The sequence below is a fragment of the Paracoccaceae bacterium Fryx2 genome, from assembly GCA_032334235.1.
Lineage (GTDB): Bacteria > Pseudomonadota > Alphaproteobacteria > Rhodobacterales > Rhodobacteraceae > JAVSGI01.
Window position 1 is genome coordinate 1,200,350 of the sequence record JAVSGI010000003.1, and the last position, 16,646, is coordinate 1,216,995.

Below are 16,646 nucleotides of genomic sequence, written 5' to 3' on the forward strand. Positions count from 1 at the left end.
TCAGGTCCTTTTCTCGGTCAAGGGCAGCAACAGCGCCGGATGCAGCGCGCGCGCAAACAGTTCGGGGGCAGCGGTTTCGATCAGGCTGGCGTTCAGCAGCGCGTCACCGTTCAACGGGCCGCCAAGGCCAAGCGCAGCCTCGGCAGTCACCAGAACGGCCCCGATGGTCATCTGCACCGTCTGCTGGAAATCCGTGCCCGGCATCGCCAGACGCTCGGGCCGAAGGGCCGCGATCCCGCGGGGCAGGCTGGGGTCGGACCTTGCGATCATCTGTATCGCCTCGTCCAGAACCTCGCGCGGGCGCGGCAGCAGCAGCCCCTCGAACCGCGCATCGCGCACGACATGCACCATCAGTTCGGTCTCGATCAGCAGGATGGCAACATGCCCGGCCATATCGGGCCGCATCAACCGCAACAGCGCCAGCCGCCCCAGCACCGCGCTACGCGCCATCGCCTCGGCGCCCTCGATGCCCACGCGGGCCATCCCTTGCGCCATGCTTTCCAGATGGGCGCGGGCCGCGACAACCAGCGTTGCCACCGGAAACGCCGGCCAGAACACGCCCCAATAGGCATCGAGCGAGAAGAGCGACTTCACCTCGGCATCAGGCAAGACGAACAGCATCCGGGCCAGCGCGTCGGGCGAGGCGGCCAGGGCATGGAACTGGTCCAGCATGGCCGGGTCGCCACCTTCGCGCGCCGAAAGGATCATCTGCACCAAGGCGCGCAGCGGGGCGGTCTCTGTCTCGCGCGCCAGCTTCGCGCGATAGGCCGCGATCCGCGCGGCGCGGCTGGTGCGCGGCACGGCAGGGGCGGCAGGATCGGGCCGCGTGGCCAGCCACGCAACGGGGCGCTGCTGAAAACCGTCGAACCGGCCCTGCACCAACCAGAGCCCGGACTCAATCCCGGTGTCGTTCCGCAAGTCGACAGGCTGGGCCGCCAGATCGACCGACCACTCGCGCGTCTCGCCCGTCTCAAGGTGCAGCATGTGCAGATCGGCCCGCCCCGGGCGCTGCTCCGGCTCGTGCATCGCACCGCGCGCAAGATCGGCCCCCAGACCAAGCGTCAGACGGTCCCCCGTCAGCGCCATCTGCCCGTGATAGCGGCGCAGGTTGATCCGCCCGGTCTCACCAGCCAGGGTCTGCAACCACAGCGTCACTGTGCTGTCCGCCGTGCCTTGAGTCATCAGACGGCGCAGCAGTGCCTCGTGCCGGACCAGCGGGGCAAGGCCGGCCACCCGGATGTCGAACACCTTTCCCCCCGCAAGGTTGATGGTCAGCTTGCACCGCGAGCCCGGCGCCAGATAACTGACCTTCACCAATTCATCCAAAGACAGGTCAAGGTCGCGCCGTGGCAGCACCGCAGCATCGCGGATGAACTGCGGCTGCGACGACGGCCAGGGCGCGGTCAGCTCCAGCCGGCGTCCCGTGGCGATCTCGGTCAGGGTCAGCGCGACAAAGGCCGTGGTCGGGGCGCGGGTGCCAAGCACCAGCGGGCCAGCGCCTGCCGGTGCGTGGGCCGCCAAGGCACCGGCGCGCAGGTCTGCCAGCAGCCCGTCCGGCACACCGGACAGCAGCACCGACAGCCCGCCGTCGGGCGGTTCCTTCATGTCGACCCGCAGATCGGCCGACAGGCACAGCGCACGGGCGGCGGCGATCCGGCCCCCCTCGACCCACCATTCGTGGAACTCGGCACCGAACAGGCTGCCGGGCCGGGTGGCGCGGCGCAACTGCGCGTCCCCCAGCGCAACCAGCGCGGCATCGCCCTTTTGCCCATAGACGGTAGGGCGGCCCAGATAGACCGGCTCGCCCCCGGTCGTCCGCCACGTCGGCAGGGTATGGCCAAAGAAGTGCAACGCCGCCGGCTCGCTGTCGCTGTCGGCCTCGGTGGCAATGCGCACGGTGTGCTCGCCAAGGGTCAGCAGCCCTTGCCCCTGCACCTCCAGCAGGCTGGCGCCCGCAACTTCGATCCGGCGCAGGGCGACAAGGCCCCCATCGAGCCCCGGCTTCTGGCCCTCTGGCAGCGTCACCCACAGGCTGGGCGCGCGCGTGCGCCCCCCCGACATCTGGCGCAGCCGCAGACCATCCGCCCCCTGCCCTGCCCAAAGGCTTGGCGCCTCGGCCGGGTCCGGCAGGGCGGGCAGCGCCGACCAGACGCCCAGGCTTTGGCTGTCCGCCATCACGTCAAAGTCAAGCGTTTCGCCCAAGCCCAGCGGCACAACCTCGGGTCCCGATCCGCCCAACCGTTCCAGATCGCGCACCCCCCCTTCGGCGGCGCGCAGCGCGCGATAGGCAAAGGGGCGGCGCGTGGCAAAGCACGGCACCAGACGCAACAGGCTCGCCTCGTCCTGCGGCAGCGCCAGCACCGGCAGGCTGGCCTGCGGGGCCAGCACCGCCACCGGCACCGCGGCACCCGTCCCGGTCAGGTGAATCTCGCGTATGGCGGGGTGCGACCGGGGCCGACTGGCCGGATGTGCCACAGCCAGGCTGGGGCGGATGATGTTCTCGATGATCTGCGGCGTCACGCGCAACGGCAGGCTGCTCTGCCAGCCGGGTCTTTCGCGGTCCAGCCAATCCTGACGCTGCCCGCCTTCCAGCCCCGGCGGCAGCGCCTCGCGCAGGTCATGGATCGCCTGCGCAAGATCAAGGAACAAGGCGACCGAATCGCGGTCTTTCAGGATGTTGGGCAAATAGCGCATCTTCTGATGCGCCATGTCGAACGCCGTGTCATAGCCCAGCCCCGCAATGCTGCCCCGGCTGCAAATGGCGTCGATCATGTCGCGCAAGACCTGCGTGTGGCGCCCGGCGCTTTCCAGCACCGCAAGCGGGATGCCGCCCTCGGCCAGCAGCGTGTACATGAACAGCCGGTTGCCCCCCAGACCCCGGCGCAACGGGCGAAGCCAGACCTCCAACCCCGCCCGGACAAAGCCCGCGATGGTGGTGCCGTCAAACACCTGCGGCACGTCGGTGTTTATGAACTCCCAGCTCAGACCGCTGCCGTCATAGTTCCGCCGGATATGCTCACTCGCCCAAAGGACATACAGCGCGGCCACGGCACGCCCGCGCCTCCCGCGCGGGACAAACCCGTCCAGCACCCGGGGGATCGCTGCAAAATGCGGATCCGACAGGCCATAGGCATGCAGCAGCCGCCCGTCCGGGGCCGCAAGTCCCGCCTCAGCCAGAATGCGGTGCAAAAGGTCCTCGGCCATCGCCATCTCTCCCGTCAAACCGTGTTGCCCCAATGTTCGGCAAGCCCCGTGGTGGCCTGCTCCAGCACAGCCGGCAGCGCGCCCGACGCGGCAAGCCCAAGGAAAGTCGCCGCGCGCGTCGCCCCGACATATAGGAACTTGTCGATCAGGTCGGGCTGGTCGCGGGCAAGGTCCTGCACCGAGTGGAACAGCGCCGCCTCGAACTCCAGCCCCTTGATGTGATCGACGCAGAACACCCGAACGTGCCGATCGCGGCCCAGAACCTTGCCCTCCTTGCAGGCCTCCACCTCGATGTTGGTGTCGGAAAGGCTCTCGCGCAGCGCCTGCGCAACAGGGCCAACCTGCGCCTCTTCAGGCACAAAGACCGCGATGGACGGCAGGTCTGTGTGCTTGCGGGCGATTTCGGCGATCCGCTCGGCGATCCAGCGGCTTTGCCCTCGCGCATCGGGCGCGCGGAAAAAGACGGGGGCAAAGCCCTCGGCCCCGCGGTCGCCTTCGGTTTCGGTTTCGACCAGACGGCCACCCGCAAGGGTGATTAGCCGGTCGGCAAAGGCGCGCAACTCTGCGGACTGGCGATAAGAACGGGTGACCTGATGGAACTCGATCCCCGGCACCGCCCATTCCAACGCCGCGCGCTCTGCCACCCCGTGCGCCGTCAGGCGTTGGTTGAAATCGCCGCAGGCAAAGAACGATCGGATACCTGGCGTGGCCAGCCGCCCCATCGCCCGCAGTTGCAGGGGTGAAAAGTCGGTCGCCTCGTCCACTACGACCTGATTGCGGAACTCGGCCAGCACAGGGGCCAGCACCTGAAGGTTTCCCTGCCCAAGGCTTTTGCGAACCACGTCCGAGGACAAAAGCGCATGCGCCGCGTCAAGATGAACCGCGACCAGCAGGTCAAGCTCGTCCGGGGTCAGCTTGACCGCATCGGCGGCCTGCGGCTCGAACCAGGGCGCAGGCGCCGCCCGGCGAAAGGCTCGATACCGCTTCGGCAGTTTGGTAAAGTGGTTGCGGGTGACCAGCGTGACCCGCCCCACCGCCGCGATCAGGCTGTGAACGCGCCCCATGGCGGCAAGCTCTGCTGGCGGGATCGTGGTATCGCCCAGCCAGTCGATCACCGGGCGGTAGATCGAGTTGCGCGGCACCGTCCGCCGGTTCGCCGCCGCCATCGACAAGGCCCGGATTGCCCCCCGCAAAGCGCGGCGCAGGCTTTCGCCGGTTGTGGCAGGCGCGGCTTCCGGCTCCAGCACGTCGTCCTCGTCGTCGTCCTCGTCATCGGTCTCGGCCGTGGTCATTCGCGCAACGATCTGCTGCAATTGCGCCATGTCGGCAGAGCGGCGGCGCCCGATCACCACGACCCGCCGCGCAATGTCGGCGTTCAGCGCCTCGCGCGCCTCGGCCACCCAGCCCCGCAGGTCCGCCGATTGCGCATCGACCGCCAGAAACGTGTTCAGGATCGATGCGCCTTTTGGCATGGCGTTGAGAATGCGTTGCGCCCCCTCCCGCAGCCCCGCCTCGCCGCTGTCGCGCAACATCACAAGCGCCGCGTCAAGCTCGGCCCCGGCGGTTTCGGTCAGGTAGTGATCAAAGGCCGCGTAAAGGCCGGGCTGATCGGCCAGCGCCTGCGCGGACAGGTGCTGCGCCGTCTCGTCGCGTTGAAATCCGGTCTTGCGTCCACCGCTGCGCAACAGCCCCAGAACGCGGGTCGCGAGATCGTTGCGAAACTCGGCCCAGGTCCGGATGCGGCTTTGCCCGGCGGGCACATTGTCGCGGGCAAACGCCTCGCGCAGGTATTGTTGCGGATTTCGCGGAGAATGGGCGCTGATTTCGCGCGATCGTGGGCACGCGTTTCGCGCCATTCTGGGCAGTCATTTCACGGGATCGTGGGCAGGCTGGCCGACGCTTTCATGGAGTCAGGCTTGAACGATTTGGTCAAGCTTTTTTGTGACGGCGGAGCGCCTGCGCAGGCTTTCACCTGAGAGGGTGAGGCGGTGTGCGTTGTGAACGAGGCGGTCGAGGATGGCATCTGCGAGCGTTGGGTCGCCGATGGCTTCGTGCCACTGGTCAACGGGGAGTTGGCTTGTGACGATGGTGGAAGCGCGGCCGTGGCGGTCTTCGAGGATTTCCAGCAGGTCACGGCGCTCCGGGGCGGTGAGGACGGCGAGGCCCCAATCGTCAATGATCAGCACATCCATGCGGGCGATGGTTTTGAGGATGCGTTCATGGCGGCCATCGCCACGGGCCAGAGCAAGGGCCTCGAACATGCGCGGCGCACGTTGATAGAGGACGGGCCGCCCATCCCGGCACGCCTTGTGGCCAAGGGCGCAGGCGATCCAGCTTTTGCCCAAACCGGTCGGCCCGGTTATCAGCAGGTTCTCGTGCCGGGCGATCCAGCCGCCATCGGCAAGATGCGCCATGACACTGCGGTCAAGACCACGTGGGCTGCGCAGGTCCAGATCCTCGACGCTGGCATCTTGGCGCAGAGCCGCAAACTTGAGCCGGGAGGCCAGTTTCTTGGTGTCGCGCTCTGCAGCCTCGCGGTCGACCAGCAGGCCGAGACGCTCTTCGAACGAGAGGGCGTCGAAGGCGGTTGACCTGCGTTGTTCTTCGAGCGCCGATGCAATGCCGGTCAGGCCGAGCGCCAACAGTCGGTCGTGGGTGGGATGGGTCAGCATTTTAGTCCTTTCTCAATGGTAATAGCTGCCGCCACGAATGTTGGCGTGCTGGAGGGGGGCGACCTCTTCGGAGCCTTCCAGGAAGGCGCGATCGAGGCCGGTCTTGAGGATCGAACGAATGGAGGTGACGGTGCGGGCCCGGATGGTCACACCCCGCTGGCAGGCCGCATCAACGCGCTCCGGCCCATAGGTTTTGACCAAGGCCAGCACACCCAGGCAGGTGCGGAACCCCTGTTCAGGATGGGGGCGGTCAGCCATCACCATCTCGCAAAAGGCGGCGACGGCGGGGCCGGTCTTGGTTGCCTGCGCCAGCATTCTGGCCGGGGTCCATTCGGCAAAGCGACGATGGGCCGATGGCATATGGTCGGCCACGGTGACATGGCTGCGCCGCCCCGGGGTGCGCACGTGGCTCGCAACCCTCTGACCACGATGGAATATCTCGACCGTCTGGCCGCTTGTGCGAACATCGACCTCTTGTTTGATCAGCGCGAAGGGCACGGAATACCATGAGCTGTCGACCTCAACGTGATAGTCGGGTGCCACGCGGGCGCGCTTCCAGCGGGCGAAGACATAAGGTTCGGGCGGTAGGGGCTGAAGATTGGGCCGATCCAAAGTGGCAAACAGATCGGCGCGGCTGGCGCCATAGCCGCGCATCACGCGCATGTTCAACTCGTCCAGCAGCCGCCGGATCGCCACGTTCAACTCGGCCAATGAGAAGAACCGGTGGTTCCGCAGCCGCGCCAGAATCCAGCGTTGTGCCACTTGGACAGCCACTTCCACCTTCGCCTTGTCCCGGGGTTTGCGCGGCCGGGCGGGCAGAACGGCGGTGCCATAATGCGCCGCCATCTCGGCATAGGTCCGGTTCAGCCCCGGATCAAACCGGTCTGCCTTGATCACGGCGGACTTCAGATTGTCCGGAACCACCGCCTTTGGCACGCCGCCCAGAAAGGCGAACATCCGGATATGCGCGAGGATCCAATCTTCCAACCCCTCCGATGCCACCGCCTCGGCATAGGTGTGATTCGATGCCCCCATTGCCGCCACGAACAGCTTCATGGCCCGCGCTTCGCCGGTCGTGGGGTCGATCACGTCGATGGTGTCGCCGGCAAAGTCGACGAACACCTTCTCGCCGCCCACATGTGTCTGGCGCATCGTCGGGCGCACCCGACCCTTCCAAGCCTCGTAATGCGTGCAAAACCAAGTATAGGCAAAACCCCCGGGGTGCGCGGCACGGTATTCTTCCCAGAGCAGCATCCGCGTCACCCCAGGGCGGCGCAACTCGCGGTCAATCTCCGCCCAGTCGGGCACAAGCCGCTCCGCGTCCGGCACCGTGGGCGGGGCTGGAAACAAAAGAAGTTCAAGGCTGTCGTCATCGATCCCCTCCGGCAAGGGCCACGTGAGCCCGGCATGACGCGCCCGTTGGGTGTAGCTTCCGACGCTCCCCTTGCTCAGACCGAGGGAAGCGGCAATGGACCGCTCGCTCAGGCCTTGCCCAAGCTTCAATCGCAAAACATCTCGTATCCGGCGCATGTTCAATCGTCCTGTCGGCATCAAGCCACCCCTTCATTCCTGAAGGCGCAACTATCCTCAATTTGCCGACCAGACCTGCCCGCGATCCCGCGAAATCAGTGCCCAGCTTCACGCGAAATGACTGCCCATGATCCCGTGAAATCGATGCCCACCATCAAGCGAAACACGCAGGTATTGTTCCAAAAGCTCGGTGGGCGAGAACATGATCCAGCTGTCGCGATGCTCGCCGCTCAGGCTGTGTTTCTTGACCAGATCGAAATCCTCGGCGCTGTCCCGCGTCAGCGACAGCTTCTGCGCCAATCGCTTGATCAGCGTCGATGTCTTGCCGGTGCCGGGCGGACCCTCCAGCATCACCTGACGGCTCAGCGGCAGGCGGAAAATGTGGTCCTGCACCTTGTTCAGGATGTCCTGATCACGCAGCCCCGTTCCCTTCAGGCTCTGCCGAAGTGCCTTTGCCCATACCACTGGCTGATCAAAGGCGGCAAAGGGATCGCCCGGGTCAAGCGCCGCCCCGCCCTGCAGCACCGCGCGCAAAGATGGCACGCCGACGGCTTGGAAATCGGTATGGGCGATCGAGTTGTTCAGCCCATCCCACCCGTCGTCCAACAGGCGTGGCGCATACCGCCCCGTCTCGACGACCGTGACCTCGGGGCCATTGGGCAACTGGAACGGATCGCCAAGGTCAAGGGCCGCCAGCCGCGCGACCGGCGCGTCCGACGTATAGCCCGCCATCTGGATGCCCGGCGCGCGGCCCGCGAAATTGCGGCCGAAGTAATAGACCCGCTCTGCCCCGCTGTCCTCTTGCACCTTGACGCGGGCAATGAAGGGTTCGCGCGACAGGTCATAGGCCGCACGCTGGCTATGGCTTTGGATCTGACCCAGATTGTGGGCGACGGCGGGATTGTTGAAATCGTTGCCCGCCCCCATCACCCCCGTCCCGCCGCGAGCCGCGCCTGCTAACTCGGCACGGGCGGCATCTGCAATCGCCTCCATCGCGACCAACGCTTCGGAGGCGATCGAAGACAAACGCTGAGAAACCGGGTCGTTCAGGGCAGCGGTCTGCGAAATCACGGACATTGCAGTGGCACTCCTTGGCAATCGGGGGGGGCAAACGGGCGTTGACGATTCGTGTCAGTATGAATACAATCTATACTGGTGCATTAAATCTGTCCATATACTTTTAATACTCACAAGGGCGAGGACGTCATGACAGCGCTGAAATGGGGGGTAGAGAGGCGACTCGAATTCATCGAGTTCCGCCTCTTTTGGGAGGGCGGGGTGAACCGGTCCGACATCATCAACCGCTTCGGCGTATCGGTGCCGCAAGCGTCGAAGGATCTGACGCACTATCAAGAGATTGCGCCCGACAATGCCCGCTATGACAAAAGCGCACGTCGCTATGTGGCGGGGGCCGGCTTTGTGCCGGTTTTCCTCAATCCCGACCCTGACGGATACTTGACACAGTTGCGCCAGAGGGCTGAAGGGCTGGTGACAGACGCAGAAAGCTGGCTGGCTTTGCCGCCTGCAACCGATGTGGCGCTGACCCCGCGCCGCGCTGTCGACGGCTTGGTTCTGCGCGCGGTGCTTCAGGCGCTGCGCGAGGGTGCGGCCGTCGATATGCTTTACCAATCCATGAACGCCGCCCACCCAGAGCCGGTCTGGCGCCAGGTCGCGCCGCATGCCTTCGGCCATGACGGGTTCCGCTGGCATGCGCGCGGCTGGTGCCACGAGACGCAGCGGTTCAAGGACTTTCTTCTGTCGCGCATCCTTGATGTGGGCGCTCAAAGCCGGGCAGAGCGGGCGGGTGCAGAAGATGCGATGTGGCACGACATGCACGATCTTGCCATCATCCCGCACCCCGGCCTTTCGCCGGCACAAGCGGCGGTGGTTGCGCGCGACTACGGAATGACAAAAGGGCGCGCGATCCTGCCGGTGCGCAAGGCGATGCTGTTCTATGTCCTGCGTCGCCTCGGACTTTTGGAAGACGCCCGCGCCAAGGACCCCCGTGTTCAGCACATTGTGGCCGAGGAACCGGTCGGCACGGCAACCGCTCTTGCCGAGGCAAGTTCGTAATCCGCCCTGAGCATTGGCTGCCGATATCACTTGAAGGCTTCCAGCGCCCTGGCAAGATCCTGAGGCTTTGCGGGTTTACGGTGAGCGAGGTCCTTTCTGATTTCGCCCAAGGCAAAGCACGCGCCCTGGTCCTCGCGCGGCAACAGCGCAAGGTCGCGCAGTTGCCGGGCAATTTCAGACACTTCCAGTTCCGCCACATCGTTGATGCGGAACCTCTCGCGGTGCAGGTCCGACAGCGTCAGCGCGTCGCGGAATTGCATCAACAGATGCTGACGCTGGTCCTCGATCCAGGGAAAAATCGCCGTCAAATGCGCCCGCCACAGCCGGTTGCGCAACTGTCGGCTGTCCTGTTGACCAAGCAGATGCAGCGGGCATTCAAACCGCCGCCCGTTGAATTCTGAGGCCATGGCCTGCGGCTTTTCCTCGCGCCGCGCCAGCCACAACAAAGGGTCCAGCGCATCGGACATCGCCACCTGCATGAACGACTGCGCCAGATCAAGCCGCCAGCCCAACAGCTCGATGCTGATTGCGTGGATCAGATGGCCCAGGGGTTCGGGACGATCGGTAAGCGCGTGCATATCGGCCCAAAGCGCCGCATCGGCCCTGCGGATGCGGCCAAGCCAGGCGGGCGCACGCATGTCCGGGGGCGGCTCGGCCTGCGACAGCACACACAGGCTCAGCCCGGTGCCTTCCTCGCGGCGAATTGGCGCAAAACGCGTGGCGAATTCGACCCAGGACGCAGTCTCGGCAGGCCGGGCATCGCGCAGGTCCACGACCACGACGTGCTGCGAGAGGCCGGGCGTGGCAAGCGCAAGCCGTGTCGCCGAAACGGCAAACACCTCGGCCACCCGGTTCAGCGGCTTGTCCGGGCCGGCCGCAGGTACGGATGCCACCCGCCACCTGTCATCGTGCAGCCGGTTCTCCAACGCGGCGACGAAATCGTCCGGAAACGACGCATCCGGCGTGATCCAGGCCCCACCGTCGTAAAGAGCCTCGGTCACCTCGTCGAGAAACTGGACGCCCGAGCGCAGATGCCACGGTTCCGAGAATGTCACTTCATCAACAGCCTTCCCATCGGCGACAGCCCGAACCGGTCCTGCCGACGGTACAACAGCCCAAGTGCCTCGGCCGGGGGGATCAGCACTTCTTGCCAGGCCTCCGTCAGAGAGGCAGCCACCAGCGTCTCGCCGGGTGAGGTCAGCATTTCCATCGCCAGATCACGCAGGCGCTGAACCTCGGCCGGGTTGAAGCCAAAGCTGGCCAGATCGACACGCAGGGCCTCGCGGCCCGTCGGGGCCTGCCATCCGCCGATCGCGGCAGTCAGGGCCTCGGGCGACGGTGTGGTCTGCTGTTGCAGATGCGGCAGGATCGCCCGCAGCAAGGCAGGCAGCCCCCCCGTCACCGCAAGAATCGTTTCGCGCACCTTTGGTTGATCCAACCGAGTCAGCCCATGGCTGTCGAGCCAATGCCGCAGCATCGCCTGCGACCATGGCCGGGCACAGACGACGTGCAGGAAGCCGGGCACGTCCTGCCGCCGGTGCGCCTGAACCAGCCACTCGGGCGGCAACACCCAGATCGGCCGCAACATCCCCTGACGAACCCGCGCATTATCGGCCAGAACCTGTGCCACCTTGGCATCCCAGTCACCATGGATCAGCAGGGCCCGCTGTTCGTTCGGCTGATCAAACTTGGCGTCGATCTGGGTGCGGATGTGGCGATGCTCGGCAGACGACACGACAACACTCAGTGGCCTTTGCCGGTCTGCCCGCATTTCGATCAGGTCGCACAACCCTTTGGGATCGGCAAAATGCCAAAGCTCACGCTGCACGACCAGCGCCGCGACTTTGCCCTGCCCGGGGTCATCCCCCAGCAGGCTGTCAAGCTGCGCATCGGTGACCGGCGCGCTTTCGTCCGTTTCCTTTGCAACATAGGGGCTGTGAAAGCTCGCCGGGTCATAGTCGACCTGCTCTTCGCGCGCCATCGCGGTCAACAAGGCCTGCTCCAGATCCGATCGGGCGCCCAACAGCTGCGCGACCTGCGCGTTGCGCAGCACATAAAGCCCCTCGGCAGGGCTGCTGAGCACGCCAAGGTCCGTCATTTCCTCCAGCAGAACCTGAAAATCATTCCGGGTCAAAGGCTCGATCCCGTCTGGCCAGAACCCCATGACCATCTCGTGGATGTCGTTCGCCGAAACACCGGTGCGCAGGATGCGGGTATTCCCCTCGGGTCCCTCGCTGCCAAACAACGCGATCACCTTGGCAATCGCCTCATACCGCCAGTCCAGTTCCAATGTGACCTGGAACCGCGTCTGGATTTCGTCGTTGATCGACCGCCAAATCGCGCCTTCGAAAAGTTCGGCCCGACCCAGTTTCCAATAGGGACCGGATCCTGACTGGCGCTGCAGCTTGCCTGCGTTTTCGATCACGGCCTGACAAAAGACCTGCACCAGCGACGGGTAATAGTTCACCCGCGCAAGGACCGAGAATGCCAAGTTCGGGTCGGTGTAATCATAGCCCGCCGCGCGCATCGGCGCTGTCACCAAACGCCGCGCCTCGGCAAGATTGTCGGCGTTGCTGTCCAGGGGGCCGATACAGATCGGTGCGCCCAGATGCGGCAAGGGCGAGTTGGCCGCACGCGACATGCGCCGCACATTGTGCAATCCGGCAAAGACGACCTTGAAGTCCCAGTTCGAGGTCTCCATCAGATCCTTGAGCGCGTGCAGGTTGGAGTAGCTGCCATTTCGCGCCTCGGAGGCCAGAAAGTTGTCGGCTTCGTCCAGCATGATCAAAAGTTGCCGCCCGGGCTTGGCGCGCAACCATTGGCGGACCTCCGCGCGAAAGCTTTCCGCCGTATAGTCTTTGACATCAAACACATTGGCATCATGCAAGGAGTCCGCAAGGTCACGCCAGATGCGCGCGGCCGGGACGCCGCGCCCGCCAACGGGTTTGATGTCGAGATTTATGACCCTGTGACCCGTCTCCGAGTTGTCATAAAGCTGTTTTACGTGGTTCAGCAGCGCGGACTTGCCCAACTGCCGCCCGCCATAGACCAGACAGCCGCCGCTTTGCCTTGCCACGATCTTCTGGACTTCATCCTTGCGACCAAAAAACATCTCGGGCGGAATGGTGCGCGGTTTGGTGGTGTAGGGCTGAATATAGCCGAAGGGCAGGCCGCAGGCAAAAAGCGTTTCCAGCGGCTCGTTCTCGCCAAGCGCCAGATAGATCATCAGGCTTTCGTCCAGCAGCACGGTCGTCTGCCGTTCCAGCCGCAGCTCATGCGCCAGCGTTTCACGCCGGCGCCGGTCAAGACGACCCAGAACGATAAGGAAACTGGGCTTGTCCCGTCCCGTCGCACCAAGATGAGTGACAAGCTCTCGATCTCGCACGGCCTCGTCGGCGATAAGGATGTTGTAAAGGTCGCGTGATTCTGAGCCGTAGATCGGCGGCAGAAACTGTTCACGGCCCAGTCGCACCTTCGCGCCCAAAGTAAAGCGATGCAGACGCCCCCGGATCAGGGATGCGCTGTTTTCCAATCGGCTGCCGACAAATCCCAGCGTTCCCAAAAGGCTCATCAAATGCGCACGCATCTGGTCGCCCGCGCCCGACTTCATCGCGTTGGTAAAGCTTGACCAATAGCGCATCAGGTCCAGCGCGCGCTTTTCCTGATCTGGGCCCCGCAGGCAGGGCGGAAGCGGGATCAGGGGCCTGCCCTGCAACTCGGCCTCGACCAGCCGGGTCGCCGTCTCTCGCTGGGCAGCAGCGGCCGCGACGAAATCGGGGTGAAAGCGGCCAAACGTGTCAGGGCCGCGGTTTTCGATCGCGGCAAAGGGCAGCCCGTCCTGAATCTGGCCAATCATCGAGTCGACGGTGACAGGGTCAAACTCGGTCATCCGTGCCAACAGCGCACCGGCGGGAAGCCGGTAACGCTCTTGTCGGGAAAGTTCGTCAAGGCGCCGGCGCTGGTCTTCGATGATGTGGTCGTGACGGCGCTGCACCAGGGCGCCGACCTGCTCCAGCACCCTCACCAGTTCGGGAAAATCAGGCGGCACCGCGGCCGACCGCAGCCCGTTGACAGCCGGGATCATGATCTCGTCGGACGCCTCGGACAGGTCGGCCGCCAGCGCGGTTTCGATCAACGACAGGCGCTGCATCGAGGCTGCGATCTGTTCGCGATGATCCCCCGCCAGATGCCACAGCATCGCCAACTGGCTTGACAGGCGCTCAATCTCGGCCTTGTGCGTCTTGCGCAGCGTACCGATCCGGGCATCCAGCTGTTCCTCGGCATCGACGCGATCCAGCGCCCCGACCGCGTTGGGAAATCGCCGTGCCAGCGCCAGAATGTCATGCGCCGCCAACGTCGCCTGATCCGCCAGCCGTTTCGGAAAGGCTTCGGCCAGGGTCTGGGCATGGCTGCTCGGCCGCAGCAAGCAGACATACAGGGCGTCGCGCTGATCCCGGCGCTCTTCCGAGTAGGCCGGGTCGTCCTCATATCGGGGCTGCGCGCCGCCCGTCAGCCGCAGCAGGTCGCTGCCGCCAATCCGTGTCAGTCGCGGGGCGGGCATCACCGGCTCGCGCCCTTCGCACAGGTGCACAAGATCCTGCAACGCCGCGCACAAGGCGATTGTAACGGCACCGTCCAGTGGCGTGTCCTGACTGGCTTCGTCTTCCAGTTCCTTCAGGACTTCCAGCGCAGACTTGCGCACCTGCTTGATGGTCGCCTCCAGCGTGGTGCGCCGACGGTTGTCGATCTGGGATTGCGCCGACCTCGCAGCCTCCAGCCAGTCGCGCAACGCATCGAACGCGGCCTCCAGCAGTTTGCACAGCCCGCGCAAGGATGTGCCCTCGATGGGCTGTCTGCGCCCCAGCAGTTCCGTCGCCTGTTCCGCGATAAAGACCGTAATCCCGGCGCGGTCCGAGGGCAGTGTCGCGACGCACGCTTCCACCAGGCGCACCGCACCCGCCTGACCAGTGGCGGCCGCTTCAAACGCCCGGCCAAAGAGGCTGCTCGAATCGAACAGCCGATGCAGCAGTTCCGACGCCGGCTGATAGTTGAGCTTCTTATGACGGTTCGCCGCCATCAGATCGGCAAGCTGCTCGGTGAGGCCGGGCAAGGGATCGGACTGTGTGTTTCCCAGGATCGTCCGTAGATCATCAAAACTCAGGCGGATGTCATAGCCCAGATCCCCCAGAGTGCGGGCCAGCTGTTTCTCGGCCCCAACAAGGGGCATCTGGCGCAACCACCCGCGCGCCGTATCATAGGCACCAAACAAGGCCGGCCGCAAAAGCGCGGACAGCACCAGCCGCCGCGCCAGTTTAGCTTTGTGCGCGTCACCCGCGTCCTCGATATCGGCCAGCACCGCCACCGCCTGATCCAGCGCTTCGGTCAGCCGAGGGTTGACATGGTCTTGCGCGCGGATGGCCATCCGGCTTTCATACAACGCCCAGAAAAGCGCGGCGGGAAAGGGAACAACGACGCCCTTTTCCTCTGCGAGTTCCAGAAGATAGGCCGCCAGCAACGTATCCCCACGCCGAAGATAGACATGCAGGATATCCCCGATATCCTGAGCTGCGCTCCAGGGTCCAATCTCCGGACCTTCGTCCAAGGTGTCGAGCGACGCGGTGGCCTCGACCAATTCATTTACGGGCGGTTGAAAAGCCTCGGGGGCAACCTCGGGAAGGCACTCCGGTTCATTGCCCCCCGTCGTCGTTGAAGCAACCTCCGGCGCGACCGTCCTCGCCTTTGGCTCCGGCTCATCCAACGCTGTGATGGTGGGTTCCGGATCATTCAGAGGCGCGGCAGCACCGTCTTGCTCCGCTTCGTCGTCCTCCACCGCGCTCTCTACTGGTTGCGGCTCAGGCGCGACTTCAGCAGGCACGGGATCTGCAGTTGGCAGCAAGGTCTCGGCGATTTCCCCTTCGCTGTCTTGCGTAGGCGGCGAAATCTCAAGAACCAGCACCAACTCTTCGATCGTGGTTTCGCGGGCCGCGAGCAGCTGCTTGCGGGCATTGTTTTCGTTTCGTCGCTGTTGCAACAGACGATCCGCAACCTCGAAGTCATCGGCGTCGTTCGCCTTGGCAACTGCATCCTTCAACTCTTGCGACTGTCGGTCGCTCGCCGCCAGTGCGCGTGCCGAAACTTCGCAGGCCTCGACAAGCACCTCCAGTCGGGCAATGTCGGTCGTGTCGGGCAACTGCTCCGGGAATGCCCTCAAGGCCAGTTCATCTGACGTAAGGCAATCGTCCAGACGCGACCGAAGTGCCGCGAGGCGCTCTGTGATCCGAAGGCGCAAGGCCGAACGCGCGCTGTAAGCCTCGGCAAGCGCCAGCAGCGACTGGGCCTCTGCAACGATCTGTTGGGCAAGTTCCGGATCAGGCTCGGTGGCCTGCGCCACAAAAGCGGCGAGTGCGGCAGTGCCCCGCTGCCATTCTGCGAGCTCGGCCTTGACATCAGCAGGTATCGCGACCGTGCTCACATCAGGCATTTTCACTTGAGCAGCCTCGCCCCCTTGCGGATCATTCAGATGATCACTTTTCAGAGGGCCGGTTTGGGCAAGATGCAGCCGCATCAGGAAATGGGCCATCAGGTGGGTTTCGGACGGTAGGGTTTCATCTAAACAGAGTTCTTCCAGGTCATCCAAGATGTGGGCCGGCTCTAAAGGCCTTGCGAGGTGTGCCGTGACCGCCCTTGCAGATCGGACCCAGAATGACTTTTCTGGCTTCCTTTCCTTCACCATTGTGCGATCGAATTTCAAAACTGCAGAAAGATCACCGTTCAACAGTTGAGTGAGATATGCGTAAAATCGACGATCGTCTTTGGCCGTGTCAGCTATCAATCCGGGGAAAATTGCGATATGCAGACGGCGCAACTGAGCTGGTACTGGCAAGAATTTGCGGACCACTTCTTCAGTAAGGTAGAGATTTTTATCATCTTGGATAGTAAGCAAAATTTCACCAGCCCTGGAGTTGCGCGCCTGAGGAAGGGTAAAGCTGAGGTTAGGCGTAAGCAACCAGAATCGCATGCGGCAATCCAAGCTGCGGAGCAGCACTAACAGGCTGCTGAAGAACTCGCCTATAGACGCGGATTAAGGAACATTATTCCCTTTTCCTGCAGCGTTTGCGGGGGTGATCATGCGGGGAACGGACGAGGCGGCGGGTTCGCTTTTCAGCT

General features: G+C 64.4%; 8 protein-coding genes. 1 reads left to right on the plus strand and 7 read right to left on the minus strand.

Annotation, left to right across the window (positions count from 1 at the left end):
* The 5 genes from RNZ50_06915 to RNZ50_06935 all read right to left on the minus strand — a co-directional run bounded on the left by RNZ50_06915 (window position 1) and on the right by RNZ50_06935 (window position 8,483).
* Window positions 1-3,204, minus strand: coding sequence for a hypothetical protein (locus RNZ50_06915; GenBank protein ID MDT8854756.1), 3,204 nt, complete (start codon window positions 3,202-3,204; stop codon window positions 1-3).
* Window positions 3,205-3,218: 14 nt separating this feature from the next.
* On the minus strand, window positions 3,219-5,060 hold the full coding sequence (locus RNZ50_06920) for a hypothetical protein (protein ID MDT8854757.1): 1,842 nt from the start codon (window positions 5,058-5,060) through the stop codon (window positions 3,219-3,221).
* Between the two features lie 54 nt (window positions 5,061-5,114).
* Window positions 5,115-5,876, minus strand: coding sequence for an IS21-like element helper ATPase IstB (gene istB, locus RNZ50_06925; GenBank protein ID MDT8854758.1), 762 nt, complete (start codon window positions 5,874-5,876; stop codon window positions 5,115-5,117).
* A 12-nt stretch (window positions 5,877-5,888) separates the two neighbouring features.
* A complete protein-coding gene (istA, locus tag RNZ50_06930; protein ID MDT8854759.1) occupies window positions 5,889-7,427 on the minus strand; it encodes an IS21 family transposase in 1,539 nt (512 codons plus the stop codon).
* Window positions 7,428-7,514: 87 nt separating this feature from the next.
* On the minus strand, window positions 7,515-8,483 hold the full coding sequence (locus tag RNZ50_06935) for a hypothetical protein (GenBank protein ID MDT8854760.1): 969 nt from the start codon (window positions 8,481-8,483) through the stop codon (window positions 7,515-7,517).
* A 129-nt stretch (window positions 8,484-8,612) separates the two neighbouring features.
* Between RNZ50_06935 and RNZ50_06940 the strand changes: the two genes are divergently transcribed.
* Window positions 8,613-9,479 (plus strand): WYL domain-containing protein, encoded by an 867-nt coding sequence (locus RNZ50_06940; protein ID MDT8854761.1) that lies wholly within the window; start codon window positions 8,613-8,615, stop codon window positions 9,477-9,479.
* A 26-nt stretch (window positions 9,480-9,505) separates the two neighbouring features.
* Here the strand turns inward: RNZ50_06940 and RNZ50_06945 are convergent, their stop codons facing one another.
* Window positions 9,506-10,534, minus strand: a complete 1,029-nt coding sequence (locus tag RNZ50_06945; GenBank protein ID MDT8854762.1) for a hypothetical protein — start codon at window positions 10,532-10,534, stop codon at window positions 9,506-9,508.
* On the minus strand, window positions 10,531-16,497 hold the full coding sequence (locus tag RNZ50_06950; GenBank protein ID MDT8854763.1) for an AAA family ATPase: 5,967 nt from the start codon (window positions 16,495-16,497) through the stop codon (window positions 10,531-10,533). The genes RNZ50_06945 and RNZ50_06950 overlap by 4 nt, the downstream gene beginning before the upstream one ends.
* Window positions 16,498-16,646: the final 149 nt, after the last annotated feature.

Excerpts from the sequence above, each read along its gene's own strand:
- RNZ50_06915 (MDT8854756.1), bottom strand. The coding sequence starts at position 3,204 with ATGGCCGAGGACCTTTTGCACCGCATTCTGGCTGAGGCGGGACTTGCG.
- RNZ50_06920 (MDT8854757.1), bottom strand. The coding sequence starts at position 5,060 with ATGGCGCGAAACGCGTGCCCACGATCGCGCGAAATCAGCGCCCATTCT.
- istB (MDT8854758.1), bottom strand. The coding sequence starts at position 5,876 with ATGCTGACCCATCCCACCCACGACCGACTGTTGGCGCTCGGCCTGACC.
- istA (MDT8854759.1), bottom strand. The coding sequence starts at position 7,427 with ATGCCGACAGGACGATTGAACATGCGCCGGATACGAGATGTTTTGCGA.
- RNZ50_06935 (MDT8854760.1), bottom strand. The coding sequence starts at position 8,483 with ATGTCCGTGATTTCGCAGACCGCTGCCCTGAACGACCCGGTTTCTCAG.
- RNZ50_06940 (MDT8854761.1), top strand. The coding sequence starts at position 8,613 with ATGACAGCGCTGAAATGGGGGGTAGAGAGGCGACTCGAATTCATCGAG.
- RNZ50_06950 (MDT8854763.1), bottom strand. The coding sequence starts at position 16,497 with ATGCGATTCTGGTTGCTTACGCCTAACCTCAGCTTTACCCTTCCTCAG.